Origin of the sequence: Paraburkholderia sp. CNPSo 3076, assembly GCF_026343935.1 — a bacterium.
Classification (GTDB): Bacteria; Pseudomonadota; Gammaproteobacteria; order Burkholderiales; family Burkholderiaceae; genus Paraburkholderia; species Paraburkholderia nodosa.
This window is the reverse complement of sequence record NZ_JAPMAL010000002.1, coordinates 211,627-229,454: the sequence shown is the minus strand read 5'-3', so window position 1 is coordinate 229,454 and position 17,828 is coordinate 211,627. Positions and strand designations below refer to the sequence as shown.

Below are 17,828 nucleotides of genomic sequence, written 5' to 3'. Positions count from 1 at the left end.
CAGGCGCGGTTTTAGTTCGGATCGCTTACGAGCGAGTCACGTGTTCACTGCTGTGCCGGCGGCTGCTCCATGCCGTTGTGGCGCAGCAGCGCGTCGATGTTCGGCTCGCGGCCGCGGAAGGCCTTGAACGATTCCATCGCCGGGCGGCTGCCGCCCACTTCCAGAATTTCCTTGCGGTAGCGCGTGCCGGTCGCTTCGTCGAGCACGCTCGACTTCGCGGCTTGCGCGGCTTCCTCGAAGGCGGCATAGGCATCGGCGGAAAGCACTTCGGCCCACTTGTAGCTGTAGTAGCCGGCCGCGTAGCCGCCCGCGAAGATGTGGCTGAACGTGTTCGGCCAGCGCGAGAACGGCGCCTGTGGAATGACGTGGTAGCGCTCGTTGATCTCGCGTGCCAGGTCGTTCGCGCTCTTGCCCTTCGAAGCGTCGAAGTCCACGTGCAGCGCCATGTCGAACATCGAGAACACGATCTGGCGCAGCGTGCCAAGACCGCTCTGGAAGTTCTTCGCGGCGAGCATCTTGTCGAAGAGTTCGCGTGGCAGCGGCTTGGCCGTCTCGACATGCGAGCTCATTTCGCGCACCACGTCCCATTCCCAGCAGAAGTTTTCCATGAACTGCGAGGGCAGTTCGACGGCATCCCACTCCACGCCGTTGATGCCCGACACGCCCAGTTCGTCCACACGCGTGAGCATGTGGTGCAGGCCGTGGCCGAACTCGTGGAAGAGCGTAATGACTTCGTCGTGCGTAAAGCACGCAGGGCGGCCGCCCACCGGGGCCGAGAAGTTGCACGTGAGATACGCGACGGGCGTTTGCACGTCATTGCCTTCGAGCTTGCGGCGCGAGCGGGCGTCGTCCATCCATGCGCCGCCGCGCTTGCCTTCACGTGCATAGAGGTCGAGATAGAACTGCGCGACGAGCGTGCCGTCCGCGTTTTCCACGCGGAAGAAACGCACATCGGGATTCCACACCGGCGCGCTGTCCGGGAGGATGCGCACGCCAAAGAGCGTTTCCGTGACCTTGAACAGGCCCTGCAGCACGAAGTCTTCCGGGAAGTACTGCTTCACTTCGTTTTCCGAGAACGAGTAGCGCTTCTGGCGCAGACGCTCGGCGGCGAACGCCATGTCCCACGGCTCGATCTGCGTGAGGCCCAGTTCGCTCGCGGCGAATTCGCGCAGCTCTTCCCAGTCCTTTTCGGCGTGCGGGCGCGCGCGCGTGGCGAGGTCTTCGAGGAAGCTCATCACCTGAGCCGGCGTTTCCGCCATCTTCGGCGTGAGCGAGACTTCGGCGAAGTTGTTGTAGCCGAGCATCTTCGCTTCTTCGGCGCGCAGCTTCAGTTGCTCCTCGATGATCGCTGTGTTGTCCCATTCGGCCTTGCCGCTGCCGTAGACGGGGCCAAGTTCGGACGCGCGCGTGACGTAGGCACGGTACATCGTCTCGCGCATCGCGCGGTTTTCCGAGTACTGCAGGACCGGGAAGTACGAGGGGAAGTGCAGCGTGAACTTCCAGCCTTCCTTGTTCTCGCGCTCGGCGGCTTCGCGTGCGGCGGCGATCACGTCCTCCGGCAGGCCCGCGAGATCGGCTTCACTGGTGGCGTAGAATGCGTAGCCGTTGGTCGCGTCGAGCACGTGGTCGGAGAAGGCTTTGGCGAGCGCGGCCTGGCGCTCCTGCAGTTCGGCGAAGCGCGGCTTCTGGTCTTCGGGCAATTCCGCCCCGGAGAGGCGGAAGTCGCGCAGCGAATTGTCGAGGATCTTCTTGCGCTCGCCCGAGAGCAGCTCGAACGAGTTGTGATTCGTGATGGCCTTGTACTTCTTGAAAAGCTCCAGATTCTGGCCGACGCTCGACCAGAATTCGGTCACGCGCGGCAGGTTCTCGCCGTGGGCGGCACGTAGTTCCGGCGTGTCGGCGACGGCGTTCAGGTGGCCGACCACGCCCCAGGCGCGCGAAAGCGGCTCGCTGGCGCGCTCGACCGGCTCGACCACGTCGCTCCATTGCGCGGGCGTCATGGGTTGCGCGGCGCGGTCGACCGCGGCCTTCGCGTTCGCGAGCAGGACGTCGAGCGCGGGCGTCACGTGCTCGGGGCGGATTTCGCCAAAGCGCGGCAGTCCGGTGAAGTCGAGGAGCGGATTGTCGGAGGGGGTAGTAGCCATGATGCTTCCTGTTCCTGTCTGTCGCGGGTTAGGGGACCGGGGCGCGGCACGCGCGCCCGATAGCCAGAGTATTGGGGCGCCAGGCGCGCTTTCCAACCGGGTTATCCGAGCAAATTAACAGATGTCGGGAGGCGGTGGCGCAATCGCGGCTGTCGCCGTGCGAGCGGGCGGCGCCGCAAAAAAGAAAGCGGCCCGTGATGGGCCGCTTCGGGAACGTCATGCTGTGACGCGTCGTCGCGTGTTGCTTACGCGCCTGCCGCGCGCTCCGCCGCTTCGATCGTGTTCACGAGCAGCATCGTGATGGTCATCGGGCCGACGCCCCCCGGCACCGGCGTGATGAAGCCGGCCACGTCCTTCAGGCCCGCAAAATCGACGTCGCCGCAGAGCTTGCCGTTGTCGTCGCGGTTCATGCCCACGTCGATCACGGTCGCGCCGGGCTTCACCATGTCGGCGGTCAGCACGTTGCGCTTGCCCACCGCGGCGACCACGATATCGGCGTCGCGCGTGTGCTTCGCGAGGTCGCGCGTCTTGCTGTGGCAGATCGTGACGGTCGCACCCTTTTCGAGCAGCAGGAGCGCCATCGGCTTGCCGACGATGTTCGAGCGGCCGATCACCACGGCGTTCGCGCCTTCGAGCGGGATCCTGTATTCCTCGAACATCTTCATCACGCCATAGGGCGTGCAGGGGCGAAAGAGCGGCTGGCCCGTCATGAGCGCGCCCGCGTTGGCGACGTGAAAGCCGTCCACGTCCTTCTCGGGCGCGATGGCCTCGATCACCTTGTGGCTGTCGATGTGCTTCGGCAGCGGCAACTGCACGAGAATGCCGTTGATCTTCGGGTCGCGGTTCAACTCGTCGATGCGCTTGAGCAGGTCGGCTTCGGAAAGCGACCCGGCATAGCGGTCGTACGACGAGTAGAGGCCGTTGTCTTCGCAGGCCTTGATCTTGTTGCGCACATAGACTTCGCTCGCCGGATTGTCGCCGACCAGCACGACGGCGAGTCCCGGCTGATGGCCGCGGGCGCTGAGGGCGGCGGCGCGCGTGGCGACTTCCGCACGCAGTTTCTTGGAGAGGGCGTTGCCGTCGATGATAGTGGCAGTCATGGTCGGTCGGGGTCGAGAGTGGGCAATGCGGGCTCGAGTGCGCTCGTGCGGGCGCGAGCGCTGGCGCGCGTGGGGCGGGCGCCATTCGAAGGGCGACATTATACCCGCGCGGCGGGCGAGCCTGAACCAACGATGGGCGAGGGAAGAGAGTTGCGGCGAGACGCCGCCGGCAGCATTCGCGCGCCGTGGCGCGCGCGCATGCTGCCGGAGAAAGACGCGCTTACTGCTGCGCCTGTTGCGGCTTGTTGGAGAGCGCGAGACGCAGCAGGTCGGCGACCGTGTTGACGTTGAGCTTCTCCATGATGTTGGCGCGATGCGCCTCCACCGTCTTGATGCTGATCCCGAGGTCGTCGGCGATCTGCTTGTTCAGGCGGCCCGCGATGATGCGCTCGAGCACCTGGTGCTCGCGCGCCGTGAGCTTGCCGAGACGTTCGGCGGCCGCACGCTGTTGCTGCACGTTGCTGCTTTCGTTGCGCGCCTTGTCGAGCATGCGCTCCACCAGCTTGCGCAGTTCGGCTTCGTCGAAAGGCTTCTCGATGAAATCCATCGCACCCTTCTTCATGGTCGAGACGGCCATCGGCACGTCGCCGTGGCCCGTCACGAAGATGATCGGCAGCGAGGCGTTTTCCGCGATCAGGCGTTCCTGCAGTTCGAGGCCGCTCATGCCCTGCATGCGCACGTCCAGAATCATGCACGCGATCTGGCCGGCCTGTTGCGCCGGCTGGTATGCCTCGAGGAACTCCTCCGCGCTATTGAAACACTGGACGCGGTAGCCGTTCGCTTCGAGGAGCCAACGCAGGGAGTCTCGTACGGCCTCGTCGTCATCGACAACAAAGACGGTTTCCTGGGTGGTGACTGGGCTGTTCATGACTCTCCCGTAACGGTTTGTGGAGTCGGTTCGTCGGCGTTCCGCGAGAGGGTGTCCGATTCGCCGATAGGCAGACTGCAATGGAACGTTGCGCCGCTGATGTGGCCGTCGGATTCGACGTTGTTGACCACCCAGAGACGCCCGCGGTGCGATTCGATAATGGAGCGGCAGATGTTCAGGCCCATGCCCATGCCGTCCGATTTGGTGCTGTAAAAAGGCTCGAAGAGGCGCTCGGCCGTGGCTTCGTCGACGCCGGGGCCCTGATCGACCACGCTGATGCATACGTTGCCGCCTTCGCGCTTCACGATCACGCGGATCACCGGGTCGATCGCATTCGGGCGCGCATCGGCCATGGCTTCCGCGGCGTTCTTCAAGAGATTGACGAGCACCTGCTCGATCAGCACCGGATCGACGTAGATCACGGGCATGCGCGAGCGCATGTCGGTCACGATGCGGATGCGGCGCTTGCGAGCCTCGATCTCGGCGAGGCCCACCGCGTCGGCGACGATGTCGGCCACGCGTGTGGCCTGGCGCTTGGGCTCGCTGCGCTTCACGAATTCGCGGATGCGCTTGATGATCATGCCCGCGCGCACGGCCTGCTGGGCTGTTTTCTCGAGCACGGGCAGCAGGTTGTCGGGCGCGGCGCGGCCCGACTTCACGAGCGCGACGGTGCCCGAGGCATAGTTGTTGATCGCGGCGAGCGGCTGGTTCAGCTCGTGCGCAAGCGACGAGGCCATTTCGCCCATCGTCATCAGGCGGCTCGTGAACTGGAGCTTCTCGTCCTGCTGGCGGGCCAGTTCCTGCGCCTGCTTGCGCGTGGTGATGTCGGTCGCGATCTGCATCTGCGCGAGGTGGCCGTCCACCCACTGGATGTACTGGCGGCGCACTTCGAACCACTTCTGGATGCTCTCGACGTAGACCTCCTGCGCGTCCGCCGTGCTCTCGGTGAGCGCGGTGGCGGGCAGGCCGGCGAAGGCGTCGACCATGTCGATCGAATCCGAGGAGGCGCTCGCCGAATCGAAGCCGCCGCCGCCCGCGAGTTCCAGATGGCCGTCCGGGCGGATGCCGAAGAGATGGCGGTAGTAGCGGTTCGCAAACAACAGTTCGGCTTCGTCGGCGGCGAGCACCGAGACGGCGGCGTCGAGGCTTTCGAGCACGGTGGTGAAGCGCTCGTGCGCGGCGGCGAGTTCTTCGCGTGCGCGCTTGGGCTCCGTGATGTCGGTCATCGACGACATCCAGCCAGTCTGGCGACCGGAGCTGTCGATCAGCGGCGAGACATAGAGCCGCGCGTGGAACTGCGAGCCGTCCTTGCGGCGCACGCGCAGTTCGAACCCCGAGGAGGGCGCCTTGCCGCGCAGCGTCATGTCGAGCTGGCGCTGCATTTCGGGGTAGGCGTCGCGCGGCCAGTAGGGAAATGGTGCGTTCTTGCCCACGAGGTCGCTTTCGTCCCAGCCGGTCATGCGGCAGAACGCCGGGTTCACGTGCGTGATGCGGCCGTGCATGTCGAGCACGCGCATGCCGATCAGCACCGAGTTTTCCATCGCGCGGCGGAAGAACGCCTCCGCGTAGAGCGCCTGCTGTGCCTCGAAGCGCTGGCGCGTGTGCTTCCAGAGGCTCCAGAGGCTCCACAGCACGAAGCACGACAGCCCCGCGACCAGCCACACGAGCGTGTTGTTCGTGAAGTTGGTCATCTGCGGATACGAGTACACGCGTACCGAAACGCCCTGGCCGGGCGGGTCGAGCGGCAGGTCGTAATAGACGTCGCGCGGCAGGCGCGGCCGCGTCGAGGTGGTGGCGAGCTCGCGGTTGTTCGCGTCGAGAATCGAAATCTTGTACTTGGCCGACAGTTCGGACGGGATGTCGTGCTTCAGGATGCCTTCGACTGAGAACACGGCCGCGATCGAACCAAGAAATTCCCGATCGCGGTATACCGGCGTTTGCAGCGTGATGTAGCCGTTACCGACGTCGTCGTAAATAAGCGGCGAATACACCTGGCGGCGCGTGGCGCGCGCCTCGGCGAAGGCGGCCTTCACGGCCTCGTCCATTTGCGCGTCGTTGGGCTTCGCGAGGCGCTGGCCGAAGACCGGCATCGCCGTGTTGGGCCAGCGCGGCTCCTCCTGGCTCGTATACCAGTTCAGATAGAGGATCTCCGGATGGCCCTGCATGATGTCCGTGGTGGACGTCTGGAAATACTGCGGATCGCTGTGGCCCGCGGCGAGATCGCGAGCGAGCGCCTGCAGCTGCTCCTGCGCGCCTGTCATGGAAAGCCGGATCTGCTGCTGGGCCCATGCGACGTTGCGGTAGAGCGTGTCTTCCTGCTGTTGTTGCTCGCGGCGGTTCAGGCTCCACAAGATCAGGCTCATGACGATCAGGAACACGAGGATCGACAGGAGTGGCGTCAGCAAATAGGAATTCGACCACCAGGGTCCGTGGTGCCAGCGAGATGGCGACGACTCGCCGGGCGTTCCGGGCGGCCGCGCCGAGCGTGCGAAAAGCCGTTCGGTCAACATGGCAAGGATTGTAGCTCAGCGTAAGACACGGAAATGCCGCGAAAAAAGCCGTAAATCGCCGATAAACGGGTGCAAACTGGCCGTTATCGGCTCAAGGGCGCGAACGATTAAGCGTGCGCTGCAGCATTTTTTCGCATTATAAAATCGCATCTCGCAATTCGAAAATTTTGTTGCGCGATGGTCGGGGGGGTCATTACAATCGCCCCGAAGCTGCTGCGGTTGGCCCGGTCACGTCTTAAGCGTCGCCGCCCGCATGGTCCGATCAACAGCGTTCCCCTACATCCAGGAGACGAGCATGTCCGCTGTACCCGACGAAGTCCTCAAGTACGTTGCCGCCGACAAGGACGAGGATCCCCAGGAAACCGCCGAATGGCTCGAAGCGCTGGACGGCGTCATTTCGACTGTCGGTCCTGATCGCGCCCACTACCTGATCGAAAAGCAGATCGAATTCGCCCGCGTGCACGGCGAGCATCTGCCGTTCTCGGCGAACACGCCGTACATCAACACGATCCCCGTCGCCAACCAGGCGAGGAACCCGGGCGACCAGGACATCGAACACCGCATCCGCTCGTACACGCGCTGGAACGCCATGGCCATGGTGCTGCGCGCGGGCAAGCATACGAACGTGGGCGGCCATATCGCTTCGTTCGCGTCGGCGGCCACGCTGTATGACGTCGGCTACAACCACTTCTGGCGCGCGCCGTCGGCCGACCATGGCGGCGACCTTGTTTTCGTGCAGGGCCACTCGTCGCCGGGCGTCTACTCGCGCGCGTTTCTGCTCGGCCGCCTGACCGAAAAGCAGCTCGACAACTTCCGCCAGGAAGTGGGCGGCGAGGGCATCTCGTCGTACCCGCACCCGTGGCTGATGCCGGACTTCTGGCAGTTCCCGACCGTCTCGATGGGTCTCGGCCCGATCATGGCGATCTACCAGGCGCGCTTCATGAAGTACCTGCAGGCGCGCGGCATTGCCAAGACCGACGGCCGCAAGGTCTGGGCCTTCCTCGGCGACGGCGAAACGGACGAGCCGGAATCGCTCGGCGCGATCGGCATGGCCGGGCGCGAGCGTCTGGACAACCTCGTGTTCGTCATCAACTGCAACCTGCAGCGCCTCGACGGCCCGGTGCGCGGTAACGGCAAGATCATCCAGGAACTCGAAAGCGAGTTCCGCGGCGCCGGCTGGAACGTCGTCAAGGTCATCTGGGGCAGCCGCTGGGACGCACTCTTCGCACGCGACAAGTCGGGCGCGCTGATGCGCCGCATGATGGAAGTGGTCGACGGCGAGTACCAGACGTACAAGTCGGAGTCGGGCGCGTTCGTGCGCGAGCACTTCTTCAACACGCCTGAACTGAAGGCGCTGGTCGCCGACTGGTCCGACGACGACATCTGGAACCTGAACCGCGGCGGCCACGACCCGCACAAGATCTACGCGGCGTTCCACGAGGCTTCGAACTCGAAGGGCCAGCCGACCGTCATCCTCGCGAAGACGATCAAGGGCTATGGCATGGGCGAAGCCGGCCAGGCCATGAACATCACCCACCAGCAGAAGAAGATGCAGGTGGATCAGCTCAAGAAGTTCCGCGACCAGTTCCGCTTGCCGATTACGGACGAGCAGATCGTCGACGTGCCGTACCTCACGTTCGAGGAAGGTTCGAAGGAACTCGAATACATGCGCCAGAAGCGCATGGACCTCGGCGGTTACCTCCCGGCTCGCCGCCAGAAGGCCGAGTCGCTGCCGGTGCCGGCGCTCGACGCATTCGAGCCGCTGCTCAAGGGCACGGGCGAAGGCCGCGAGATCTCCACGACGATGGCGTTCGTGCGGATCCTGAACATCCTGTTGAAGGACAAGGCGCTCGGCAAGCGCGTCGTGCCGATCGTGCCGGACGAGTCGCGTACCTTCGGTATGGAAGGCCTGTTCCGCCAGATCGGTATCTGGAATCAGCAAGGCCAGAAGTACGTGCCGGAAGATTCCGACCAGCTGATGTTCTACAAGGAATCGGAAACCGGTCAGATCCTGCAGGAAGGCATCAACGAAGCCGGCGGCATGTCGGACTGGATCGCAGCTGCGACGTCGTACTCGACGCACGGCGAGATCATGATCCCGTTCTACATCTTCTACTCGATGTTCGGCTTCCAGCGCATCGGCGACCTGGCCTGGGCCGCGGGCGACATGCGTTCGCGCGGCTTCCTGCTGGGCGGCACGGCGGGCCGCACGACGCTCAACGGCGAAGGTCTGCAGCACGAAGACGGCCACTCGCTCCTGTGGGCGGCTTCGGTGCCGAACTGCGTGAGCTACGACCCGACGTTCGGCTATGAACTCGCGGTCATCATGCAGGACGGTCTGCGTCGCATGGTGCAGGACCAGGAAGACGTGTTCTATTACGTCACGGTGATGAACGAGAACTACGAGCACCCGGCGATTCCGCAGGGCGAGAGCGTGGCGGCCGACATCATCAAGGGCATGTACTCGTTCAAGAAGGCCGATGCGAACGCCAAGGCGCCGCGCGTTCAGCTCATGGGCGCGGGCACGATCTTCAACGAAGTGATCGCCGCCGCCGACCTGCTGAAGAACGACTGGGGCGTCGAAGCCGACCTCTGGAGCGTGCCGAGCTTCACCGAACTCGCTCGCGAAGGTCACGAAGTCGAGCGCTGGAACCTGCTGCACCCGAGCGAGCCGCGCCGCGAATCGCACGTCGAGAAGCTGCTGAAGGACACGCAAGGTCCGATCATCGCTTCGACCGACTACGTGCGAGCGCTGGTCGACCAGATCCGCGGTCTGGTGCCGCGCAAGTTCGTGGTGCTCGGCACCGACGGTTTCGGCCGTTCGGACACGCGTGAGAAGCTGCGTCACTTCTTCGAAGTCGATCGTTACTGGACCACGGTTGCGGCGCTCAATGCGCTCGCGGACGAAGGCAAAATCGAGCGCAAGGTGGTTGGCGAGGCGATCGCCAAGTACAACCTCGATCCGTCCAAACCCAACCCGATGACCGTCTAACCCATCACCCCTGTGCATGGCATGCGCGCCTCCCCGAAGCGGGGAGGCGTGTCGTATGCGGCCCCGGAGACACTAACAATGAGTCAAGCGATCGAAGTCAAGGTGCCGGACATCGGCGATTACAAGGACATTCCTGTGATCGAGGTGCTGGTGAAGGCGGGCGATACCGTCGAAAAAGAGCAGTCCCTCGTCACGCTCGAGTCGGACAAGGCGACCATGGACGTGCCGAGCCCAGCGTCGGGCACGGTCAAGGAAGTGAAGGTCAAGGTCGGCGACAACGTGTCGGAGGGCTCGCTCGTGCTGGTGCTCGACGGCGCCGGCGCAGGCGCCGCTCCCGCCGCTCCCGCGCCCGCTGCGAAGGCAGAGAAGGCCGCTCCTGCCGCCGCGCCCGCGCAAGCGGCTGCGCCGGCTCCCGCTGCAGCGCTCGCCGCGAGCGGCGGCGCGCAGTCGGTCAAGGTCCCCGACATCGGCGACTACAAGGACGTACCGGTCATCGAGATCGGCGTGAAGGTCGGCGACCGCGTCGAGAAGGAGCAGTCGCTCGTCACGCTCGAGTCGGACAAGGCGACCATGGACGTGCCGAGCCCCGTGGCCGGGGTCGTCAAGGCAATCTTGGTCAAGGTCGGCGATAACGTGTCGGAAGGCACCGAGATCGTCGTCGTCGAAGCGGAAGGCGCCGCGGCTCCCACCGCCGCACCGGCTGCGAAGCACGTCGAAGAGCCGGCGGATGCGCCCCAGCAAGCGCCCGCCAGGCCCGCTGCCGCCGCGCCGTCCGCACTCGCGCAAGCGCCGATCATTCCGGCAGGCGAAGGCGGCACGCGCCGTCCGAGCCACGCCTCGCCGTCCGTGCGCAAGTTCGCGCGCGAACTCGGCGTGGACGTTGCCCGCGTTGCGGGTACGGGTCCGAAGGGCCGCATCACCCAGGACGACGTCACCGCGTTCGTGAAGGGCGTGATGACGGGCGCGCTGGCCGCTCCGGCTGGCGCTGCCGCCGCACCGGCCGCCGGCGGCGCGGGTCTGAACCTGCTGCCCTGGCCGAAGGTCGATTTCACGAAGTTCGGTCCGATCGACACGCAGCCGCTTTCGCGCATCAAGAAGATTTCCGGCGCGAACCTGCACCGCAACTGGGTCATGATCCCGCACGTCACGAATAACGACGAAGCGGACATCACCGACCTCGAAGCGCTGCGCGTGCAGCTGAACAAGGAAAACGAGAAGGCGGGCGTGAAGTTCACGATGCTCGCGTTCGTCATCAAGGCCTGCGTCGCGGCACTGAAGAAATTCCCGACGTTCAACGCGAGCCTCGACGGCGACAACCTCGTCTTCAAGCAGTACTACCACATCGGTTTTGCGGCCGACACGCCGAACGGCCTCGTCGTTCCGGTGATCCGCGACGCGGACAAGAAGGGTCTCGTCGACATCGCGAAGGAAATGGCCGAGCTCTCGAAGCTCGCGCGCGAAGGCAAGCTCAAGCCGGACCAGATGCAAGGCGGCTGCTTCTCGATCTCTTCGCTCGGCGGCATCGGCGGCACGCATTTCACGCCGATCATCAACGCACCGGAAGTGGCGATCCTCGGCCTGTCGAAGAGCGCAATGAAGCCGGTGTGGGACGGCAAGCAGTTCGTGCCGCGCCTCACGCTGCCGCTGTCGCTCTCGTACGATCACCGCGTGATCGACGGTGCGGCTGCCGCGCGCTTCAACGCGTACCTCGCTTCGATCCTCGGCGATTTCCGCCGCGTGATTCTGTAAAACCGATCTGACCGGCTCGCGCCGCCGCGCCGCACGCTATTGGCGTGCGCGCCGCGGCAGGCGCGGCCGGTCATCCTTTAGGGGTAGGGGACACCATGAGTCTCGTCGAAGTGAAAGTGCCGGATATCGGCGACTTCAAGGACATCGACGTCATCGAAGTCAACATCAAGGCCGGTGATGTGATCGAGAAGGAGCAGACGCTGCTCTCGCTCGAGTCGGACAAGGCCACGATGGAAGTGCCCAGCGACGTCGCGGGCATCGTCAAGGAAGTGAAGATCAAGGCTGGCGACAAGGCTTCGCAGGGCACGGTGATCGCACTGGTCGAAGCGTCGGAAGCGTCGGAAGCGGCGGCCGCGCCGGCTCCGAAGGCTGAAGCGCCCAAAGCTGCGGAAGCGCCCAAGGCCGCCGAAGCACCGAAGGCCACAGCACCGGCACCGCAAGCCGGCAGCTTCAGCGGCAGCGCCGACGTCGAATGCGACATGCTCGTGCTCGGCGCAGGCCCCGGCGGCTACTCGGCGGCGTTCCGCTCCGCCGACCTCGGCATGAAGACCGTGCTGGTCGAGCGTTATTCGACGCTCGGCGGCGTGTGCCTGAATGTGGGCTGCATTCCGTCGAAGGCGTTGCTGCACACGGCGCTCGTAATCGACGAAGCTGAAGCGCTCGGCTCGCACGGCATCACGTTCGGCAAGCCGCAGATCGATCTCGACAAGTTGCGCGACTTCAAGTCGGGCGTCGTCAAGAAGCTCACGGGCGGCCTGGCCGGCATGGCGAAGGCGCGCAAGGTCGAAGTCGTGACGGGCGTCGGCACGTTCCTCGACCCGAACCATATGGAAGTGGCGGGCGAGAACGGCAAGAAGATCGTCAAGTTCAAGCAGGCGATCATCGCTTCGGGCTCGCAGGCCGTGAAGCTGCCGTTCATGCCGGAAGATCCGCGCGTGGTCGATTCGACCGGCGCGCTGGAACTGCGCCAGATTCCGCAGAAGATGCTCGTGATCGGCGGCGGCATCATCGGTCTGGAAATGGCCACCGTCTACGCGACGCTCGGCGCGCAGATCGACGTCGTGGAAATGCTCGACGGCCTGATGGCCGGCGCGGACCGCGATCTCGTGAAGGTCTGGGAGAAGTACAACGCGAAGCGCTTCGCGAACGTCATGCTCAAGACCAAAACCACGAAGGCCGAGGCGAAGGACGACGGCATCTACGTGGCGTTCGAGGGCGAGAAGGCGCCGGCCGAGCCGCAGCGCTACGACCTCGTGCTGGTCGCCGTGGGCCGCTCGCCCAACGGCAAGACGATCGGCGCGGACAAGGCTGGCGTGGCGGTGACGGATCGCGGCTTCATCGAAGTCGACAAGCAGATGCGCACCAACGTGCCGCACATCTTCGCGATCGGCGACGTGGTCGGCCAGCCGATGCTCGCGCACAAGGCCGTGCATGAAGGCCACGTGGCGGCGGAAGCGGCGCATGGCGAGAAGGCGTACTTCGACGCGCTGCAGATTCCTTCGGTGGCCTACACCGATCCGGAAGTGGCGTGGGCCGGCAAGACCGAAGACCAGTGCAAGGCCGAGGGCATCAAGTACGGCAAGGCAGTGTTCCCGTGGGCCGCTTCGGGCCGCGCGATCGCCAACGGCCGCGACGAAGGCTTCACGAAGCTGATCTTCGACGAAGAGACGCATCGCGTGATCGGCGGCGGTATCGTCGGCCTGAATGCGGGCGACCTCATCAGCGAAGTCTGCCTCGCGGTGGAAATGGGCGCGGATGCGACCGACATCGGCAAGACGATCCACCCGCACCCGACGCTGGGCGAATCGATCGGCATGGCCGCCGAGCTGTACGAAGGCGTCTGTACCGACCTGCCGCCGCAGAAGAAGAAGTAAGTTCGTGGCGCGCCGCTCGTTGCGGCGCGCATGAAGAAACGGCGCACGCCTTGAGGGGTGCGCCGTTTGCTTTTGGATCCTGCGGTATGTACTGCGAGAGGCGCCGGAGCGTAAAAAGATTCCCGGTCGGCGACCGGGCAAGCGGCATGCCGGGGCGGCATGCCGGAGCGTTCAGGTCCGGCGCCCGGTGCGCCGCTGCTTCAGCGCACGCACCGGTTCAATACAACTTTCAGACAGGCTTCTTGGCCGAAGCGGCAGCCGAGCGCGACGCCTGAGCGGCGGCCTTGCTCGCAGCAGCGGTGGCGGCGTTGAAGTTGCTTTCCGCCATTTCCACGGCTTGCTTCGTCGCCTTGTGGACCGTTTCGTAGGTCGTGTTCGCGGCGTTGATGGCCGACTTGATCACGGCGACTGCGGTTTCCGAGCCAGCCGGCGCATTCTTCGCGACGTTGTCGACGAGCGATTGAACCTTGCGGTTCTGCTCTTCGTAATGGGCTTCGGCGACCTTCGCGAACTCAGCCTGGGTGGCCGAGGCGATTTCATACACATGACGGCCATACGACAGCAGCTTTTCGGTCAGCGGCTGGGCATAGCTCGTTTGCAGGGCCAGCAATTCCTGCGCGTCCTTCACCGACAGTGCGCGCTGGGCGTGTTCCTGCGATTCCGCCAGATTCGAGCGGACGGCCTGAAGGTTCAATTCGACGAGCTTTTCCACGCCTTCGAATGCCTTGCCGGTGAGGCCGAACAGGGTTTCGAGGTTGGCTTTCTGGGCAGCAGCGAATTGCTCAGGGGTCAGCAGACTCATGTTTACGCTCCTGGATGTCGGCGGCCTTCGTGGGTCGCCTGAAGTAAGTGGCACGGCGCTGGTGCTCTGTCGCTCGCTTTGTGCGTCGCAACATTGATTCGATTTTAGGATGCTCCAGAAGAAAGTCAAGGCTTTTTGGTGCGTCGCACAATGTCGATAATTTATTATTAAACAATCACTTATGCCCGGCGCATGGCGCCACCGCGACAACACGCCATTGCCCCGTTGCGCGGGGCTCGCGGCGAGTTGAAGGAGGCGGCGCGCAGGGTGGGGCAAGCGCGCAAACGCGGCTTCTGGCAAGATGCGGCATGGATCGCATGAACGCGTCTATGGGATTTCACCTGGGTGCGTCCACCGAATTCCTCCATGGAACGTTAATGATCCATTGCGGTCGAACGCGCGTCGCGCGGTACGGCGGCACTGGTAGTCAGACAAATCTCACCCGTTTTTTCCCAGTTCAAGTTCCTACGACGAACGCCGTTAACGCAGCAAGCACATTTTGCGTGTGCCGCAAACGTTGTCAGCAAGCGGCGTCGCGGCGAAAGGAGTGGCTTGGCAATTGTCCGACTCCATCGAATGCGGGAAGTGCATTGGCCAGTTCAATCGGAGGTCATACTTCGGTTTAATGAGCGCCTATAAGTGCTTCAATTTGCGAATTTTTCGTGGTTTTACTACACTTGGCGAACGATCCCGCCGCTCCATCAAGAACACCAATGAAATCCGACAAGCTCCTGTCGTTCTCACTGATGCCGTCGTCGGTTATCAGCACCGTGTTGTCGGTTGCTGTTTCCGTCGCGATCAGTGCGACGCTTGTGGCGCCTGAGGGCGCCTTTGCTGCGTCGCAAGACGCTGCACCGGCCAAAACGGCCAAGGCGAAAAAAGCCACCAAGAAGGTTGCGAAGGCCGAGCCGGAAACGGCCAAGGCCAGCAAGACGGCGGCCGCAACCCGTACCGTCGCCGCCAAGGACGACGATGCGCGTCCGGTGGCCAAAAAACGCCGCGTCAGTTATACGATGAACGGCCGCCATCACTCGGCGGTGCGCCGTGTCGCGTTCGAACCGCGCCAGCCGACCGTTGGTCAGGCGTTCGGTCTGCACGAGACGCCCGACTCGCTGATGCTGCGCTCGGGCGTGGCGTACGTGGTCGACCAGAACACGCTCGAGCCGCTGTTCGACAAGAACTCGCGCGCCGTCGTGCCGATCGCCTCGATCTCGAAGCTCATGACCGCGATGGTCGTGCTCGACTCGAAGGCGTCGCTCTCGGAGCCGATCGAAGTCACGGACGAAGACCGCGACTACGAGAAGAACACGGGCTCGCGTCTTTCGGTGGGCTCGGTGCTCTCGCGCGAGGACATGCTGCACATCGCGTTGATGGCGTCGGAAAACCGCGCGGCGGCGGCGCTCTCGCGCTATTACCCGGGCGGCCGTCCGGCGTTCATCGCGGCGATGAACGCGAAGGCGAAGCAACTCGGCATGACCGATACGCACTTCGAGAACTCGACGGGGCTCACGAGCCACAACGTGTCGACCGCGCGTGACCTCGTGAAGATGGTGAACGCGGCCTACCAGTACTCAATGATTCGCGAGTTCTCGACCGACCGCAGCTACGACGTGTTCACGGGCAAGCGCAATCTCGCCTACAACAGCACGAATGCGTTGGTCCGCAATGCGTCGTGGGACATCGGCCTGCAGAAGACGGGCTTCATCAACGAAGCGGGTGAGTGCCTCGTCATGCAGACGACGATTCACAATCGTCCGGTGATCATGGTCCTGCTCGATTCGAGCGGCAAGTACTCGCGCTTCGCGGATGCAACGCGCGTGCGCACGTGGCTCGACAATGGCGGCGCCGACCAGCAGCCGCGCATTACGAGCGCCGACGCAGGCGGCGCTGGGACCTGATCTCAGCCTTTTCGGATTTACCCGACAAACGCCCCGCAACCGCGGGGCGCTTTGCTTTCTGGTGCGTGCCGTTCGTCCTATGACGATCGGTATGAGGCACGCGGCGAGCCCAAAAAAAAGCGGAGGGCACGCCTCCGCTCTTCTCGATGTTGCTTCGCCCTGACTTCAGGCGGGCTGCACGTTGCCTTCAGCGGGCTCCGGGTGATAGCCCAGCGACTCCGAAATCGTGAGCGCCGTCTTGCTCAACTGGCCGAGCCACGAATCCTGCAGGCGGTCCGCGGGCGCCGAGAGCGAAAGGCCCGCCACGAGTTTGCCGGTGTCGTCGTAGATGCCGGCGGCGATGCAGCGCACGCCCAGTTCGAGCTCTTCGTTATCACGTGCGCAGAATTGCTGGCGTACGTGAGCGAGTTCGCGCTCGAGGCGTCCGAGGTCGGTAATGCTGTTGCGCGTATGGCCCGACAGGCCGGTGCGCGTGGCGTACGCGCGCACGCGGTTCGCTTCGTCGGCGGCCAGAAAGAGCTTGCCGACCGAAGTGAGGTGCAGCGGGGCCCGGCCGCCAATGGCGCGCACCACCTGCATGCCCGAGCGCTCCGAATAGGCGCGTTCGATATAGACGATTTCGTCGCCCTGGCGCACGGAAAGGTTGACGGTCTGGCCCGTGAGACGGTGCAGTTCGCGCATCGGCGTGAGCGCCGCGTCACGCACCGAAAGCCGCGCTTTCACGAGATTGCCGAGTTCGAGCAATCGCATGCCAAGCCGGTAGGTGCCCGGATCGGAGCGGTCGACGAGACGGCAACTCACCATATCGTTCAGGATGCGGTGCGCAGTCGAAGGATGCAGTTCGGTGCGCTGCGCAAGCTCCTTCAGGCTGACAGGGTCGCTGTGCGCGGCCAGCGCGTCCAGCAGGCGCATCATGCGCTCGATCACCTGAATCGAGGTCTTCGGATCTGGATGGGTGTCGCTCATGAGTTCAGATTCGTTTGACACGTGAGGCGGAAAACGCATTGTATCTCGTATTGTGAAAAAAGTAAGCGCCAGGACCGAGATTCGCGCTGCGCTGCGGCATCGCGCGCGACCGGCGAGGGCGATGCAGACCGGCGTTGGTCATGGCGGCGAAACAGCGGATAATCGGGGACGGTATTAACGAGGAGTCCCCATGCGAGTCGGTTTGTTCGTCACGTGCCTCATCGACACGATGCGTCCGGAAATTGGCTTTTCGACGCTCAAATTGCTCGAAGAGGCGGGCTATGAAGTCGTTGTGCCGACTGCGCAAACCTGCTGCGGCCAGCCGGCCTACAACTCCGGCGAGCGCGCCATCGCGCGTGATCTCGCGGAAAAGACGCTGCGCGAATTCGAGCAGTTCGACTATCTGGTCGTCCCTTCGGGTTCTTGCGGCGGCATGATCCGCGTGCACTACGGCGATCTGTTTCGCGACGATCCGGAATTGATGGCGCGTTACGGCAAGTTGCGCGAGCGCGTCTACGAACTCACGGATTTCCTCGTGAACGTCGCAAAGGTCACGCTGCCGCAAGGGGCGTTCAGCGGGCCGGTGACGTATCACGACTCGTGTTCGGGGCTGCGTGAACTTGGGGTCAAGGCGCAGCCGCGGGCGTTGCTCGCCCAGCGCGGCGTCGAAGTGCGCGAGATGAAGGACTGCGAGCACTGCTGCGGCTTCGGCGGTACCTTCGCGCTGAAGTACGGCGACATCTCGACGGCCATTGCGGACGAAAAATGCGCGAACGTTCAGGCGAGCGGCACCGGCGCGGTGGTGCTCGGCGACCTCGGCTGCATCTTGAATATCGAGGGGCGTTTGCGCCGCATCGGCGACACCGCCACGCGCGTGCTGCACATTGCGCAGGTGCTGGCCGGCGACGTGTGATGCGCCGCCGGC

At 64.2% G+C, this 17,828-nt stretch carries 11 protein-coding genes; 5 read left to right on the top strand and 6 right to left on the bottom strand.

The features are described 5' to 3' along the window. Positions 1-44: 44 nt before the first annotated feature. From M3A49_RS03345 to fixL, 4 genes are all read right to left on the bottom strand, one after another. Complete coding sequence (locus M3A49_RS03345) at positions 45-2,144, bottom strand: M3 family metallopeptidase (protein WP_254352867.1); 2,100 nt, start codon at positions 2,142-2,144, stop codon at positions 45-47. A 245-nt stretch (positions 2,145-2,389) separates the two neighbouring features. After that, the gene (folD, locus tag M3A49_RS03340; protein ID WP_266227460.1) at positions 2,390-3,244 is read right to left on the bottom strand and encodes a bifunctional methylenetetrahydrofolate dehydrogenase/methenyltetrahydrofolate cyclohydrolase FolD; all 855 of its coding nucleotides are present in this window, start codon (positions 3,242-3,244) and stop codon (positions 2,390-2,392) included. A gap of 220 nt (positions 3,245-3,464) precedes the next feature. Next, positions 3,465-4,112 carry an oxygen response regulator transcription factor FixJ gene (fixJ, locus tag M3A49_RS03335; protein ID WP_254315147.1) on the bottom strand — a complete coding sequence of 216 codons (648 nt, stop codon included), beginning with the start codon at positions 4,110-4,112 and terminating at the stop codon, positions 3,465-3,467. After that, complete coding sequence (fixL, locus tag M3A49_RS03330) at positions 4,109-6,622, bottom strand: oxygen sensor histidine kinase FixL (protein WP_266227459.1); 2,514 nt, start codon at positions 6,620-6,622, stop codon at positions 4,109-4,111. The genes fixJ and fixL overlap by 4 nt, the downstream gene beginning before the upstream one ends. Positions 6,623-6,917: 295 nt before the next feature. Between fixL and aceE the strand changes: the two genes are divergently transcribed. The 3 genes from aceE (at position 6,918) to lpdA (ending at position 13,237) form a co-directional block, all read left to right on the top strand. After that, entirely contained in the window at positions 6,918-9,614 is a 2,697-nt protein-coding gene (gene aceE / locus M3A49_RS03325; RefSeq protein ID WP_266227458.1) for a pyruvate dehydrogenase (acetyl-transferring), homodimeric type, read from the top strand. Positions 9,615-9,692: 78 nt separating this feature from the next. Beyond that, positions 9,693-11,363 (top strand): dihydrolipoyllysine-residue acetyltransferase, encoded by a 1,671-nt coding sequence (gene aceF / locus M3A49_RS03320; protein ID WP_266227457.1) that lies wholly within the window; start codon positions 9,693-9,695, stop codon positions 11,361-11,363. A gap of 95 nt (positions 11,364-11,458) precedes the next feature. Next, on the top strand, positions 11,459-13,237 hold the full coding sequence (gene lpdA, locus M3A49_RS03315; RefSeq protein ID WP_266227456.1) for a dihydrolipoyl dehydrogenase: 1,779 nt from the start codon (positions 11,459-11,461) through the stop codon (positions 13,235-13,237). Between the two features lie 229 nt (positions 13,238-13,466). Here lpdA and M3A49_RS03310 read toward each other — a convergent pair whose 3' ends face one another. Then, positions 13,467-14,039, bottom strand: a complete 573-nt coding sequence (locus M3A49_RS03310; protein WP_254352861.1) for a phasin family protein — start codon at positions 14,037-14,039, stop codon at positions 13,467-13,469. Between the two features lie 713 nt (positions 14,040-14,752). On the opposite strand from M3A49_RS03310, the gene pbpG reads away from it, so the two are divergent. After that, a complete protein-coding gene (gene pbpG / locus M3A49_RS03305; protein ID WP_254352860.1) occupies positions 14,753-15,937 on the top strand; it encodes a D-alanyl-D-alanine endopeptidase in 1,185 nt (394 codons plus the stop codon). A 165-nt stretch (positions 15,938-16,102) separates the two neighbouring features. Here pbpG and M3A49_RS03300 read toward each other — a convergent pair whose 3' ends face one another. Then, the gene (locus M3A49_RS03300) at positions 16,103-16,903 is read right to left on the bottom strand and encodes an IclR family transcriptional regulator (protein ID WP_028204180.1); all 801 of its coding nucleotides are present in this window, start codon (positions 16,901-16,903) and stop codon (positions 16,103-16,105) included. A 190-nt stretch (positions 16,904-17,093) separates the two neighbouring features. Between M3A49_RS03300 and M3A49_RS03295 the strand changes: the two genes are divergently transcribed. Further along, positions 17,094-17,816 carry a (Fe-S)-binding protein gene (locus tag M3A49_RS03295; RefSeq protein WP_266227455.1) on the top strand — a complete coding sequence of 241 codons (723 nt, stop codon included), beginning with the start codon at positions 17,094-17,096 and terminating at the stop codon, positions 17,814-17,816. Positions 17,817-17,828 lie beyond the last annotated feature (12 nt).

What these genes read in the sequence shown, in the direction of transcription:
- M3A49_RS03345 (WP_254352867.1), bottom strand. Translation starts at nt 2,144, where the DNA reads ATGGCTACTACCCCCTCCGACAATCCGCTCCTCGACTTCACCGGACTG.
- folD (WP_266227460.1), bottom strand. Translation starts at nt 3,244, where the DNA reads ATGACTGCCACTATCATCGACGGCAACGCCCTCTCCAAGAAACTGCGT.
- fixJ (WP_254315147.1), bottom strand. Translation starts at nt 4,112, where the DNA reads ATGAACAGCCCAGTCACCACCCAGGAAACCGTCTTTGTTGTCGATGAC.
- fixL (WP_266227459.1), bottom strand. Translation starts at nt 6,622, where the DNA reads ATGTTGACCGAACGGCTTTTCGCACGCTCGGCGCGGCCGCCCGGAACG.
- aceE (WP_266227458.1), top strand. Translation starts at nt 6,918, where the DNA reads ATGTCCGCTGTACCCGACGAAGTCCTCAAGTACGTTGCCGCCGACAAG.
- aceF (WP_266227457.1), top strand. Translation starts at nt 9,693, where the DNA reads ATGAGTCAAGCGATCGAAGTCAAGGTGCCGGACATCGGCGATTACAAG.
- lpdA (WP_266227456.1), top strand. Translation starts at nt 11,459, where the DNA reads ATGAGTCTCGTCGAAGTGAAAGTGCCGGATATCGGCGACTTCAAGGAC.
- M3A49_RS03310 (WP_254352861.1), bottom strand. Translation starts at nt 14,039, where the DNA reads ATGAGTCTGCTGACCCCTGAGCAATTCGCTGCTGCCCAGAAAGCCAAC.
- pbpG (WP_254352860.1), top strand. Translation starts at nt 14,753, where the DNA reads ATGAAATCCGACAAGCTCCTGTCGTTCTCACTGATGCCGTCGTCGGTT.
- M3A49_RS03300 (WP_028204180.1), bottom strand. Translation starts at nt 16,903, where the DNA reads ATGAGCGACACCCATCCAGATCCGAAGACCTCGATTCAGGTGATCGAG.
- M3A49_RS03295 (WP_266227455.1), top strand. Translation starts at nt 17,094, where the DNA reads ATGCGAGTCGGTTTGTTCGTCACGTGCCTCATCGACACGATGCGTCCG.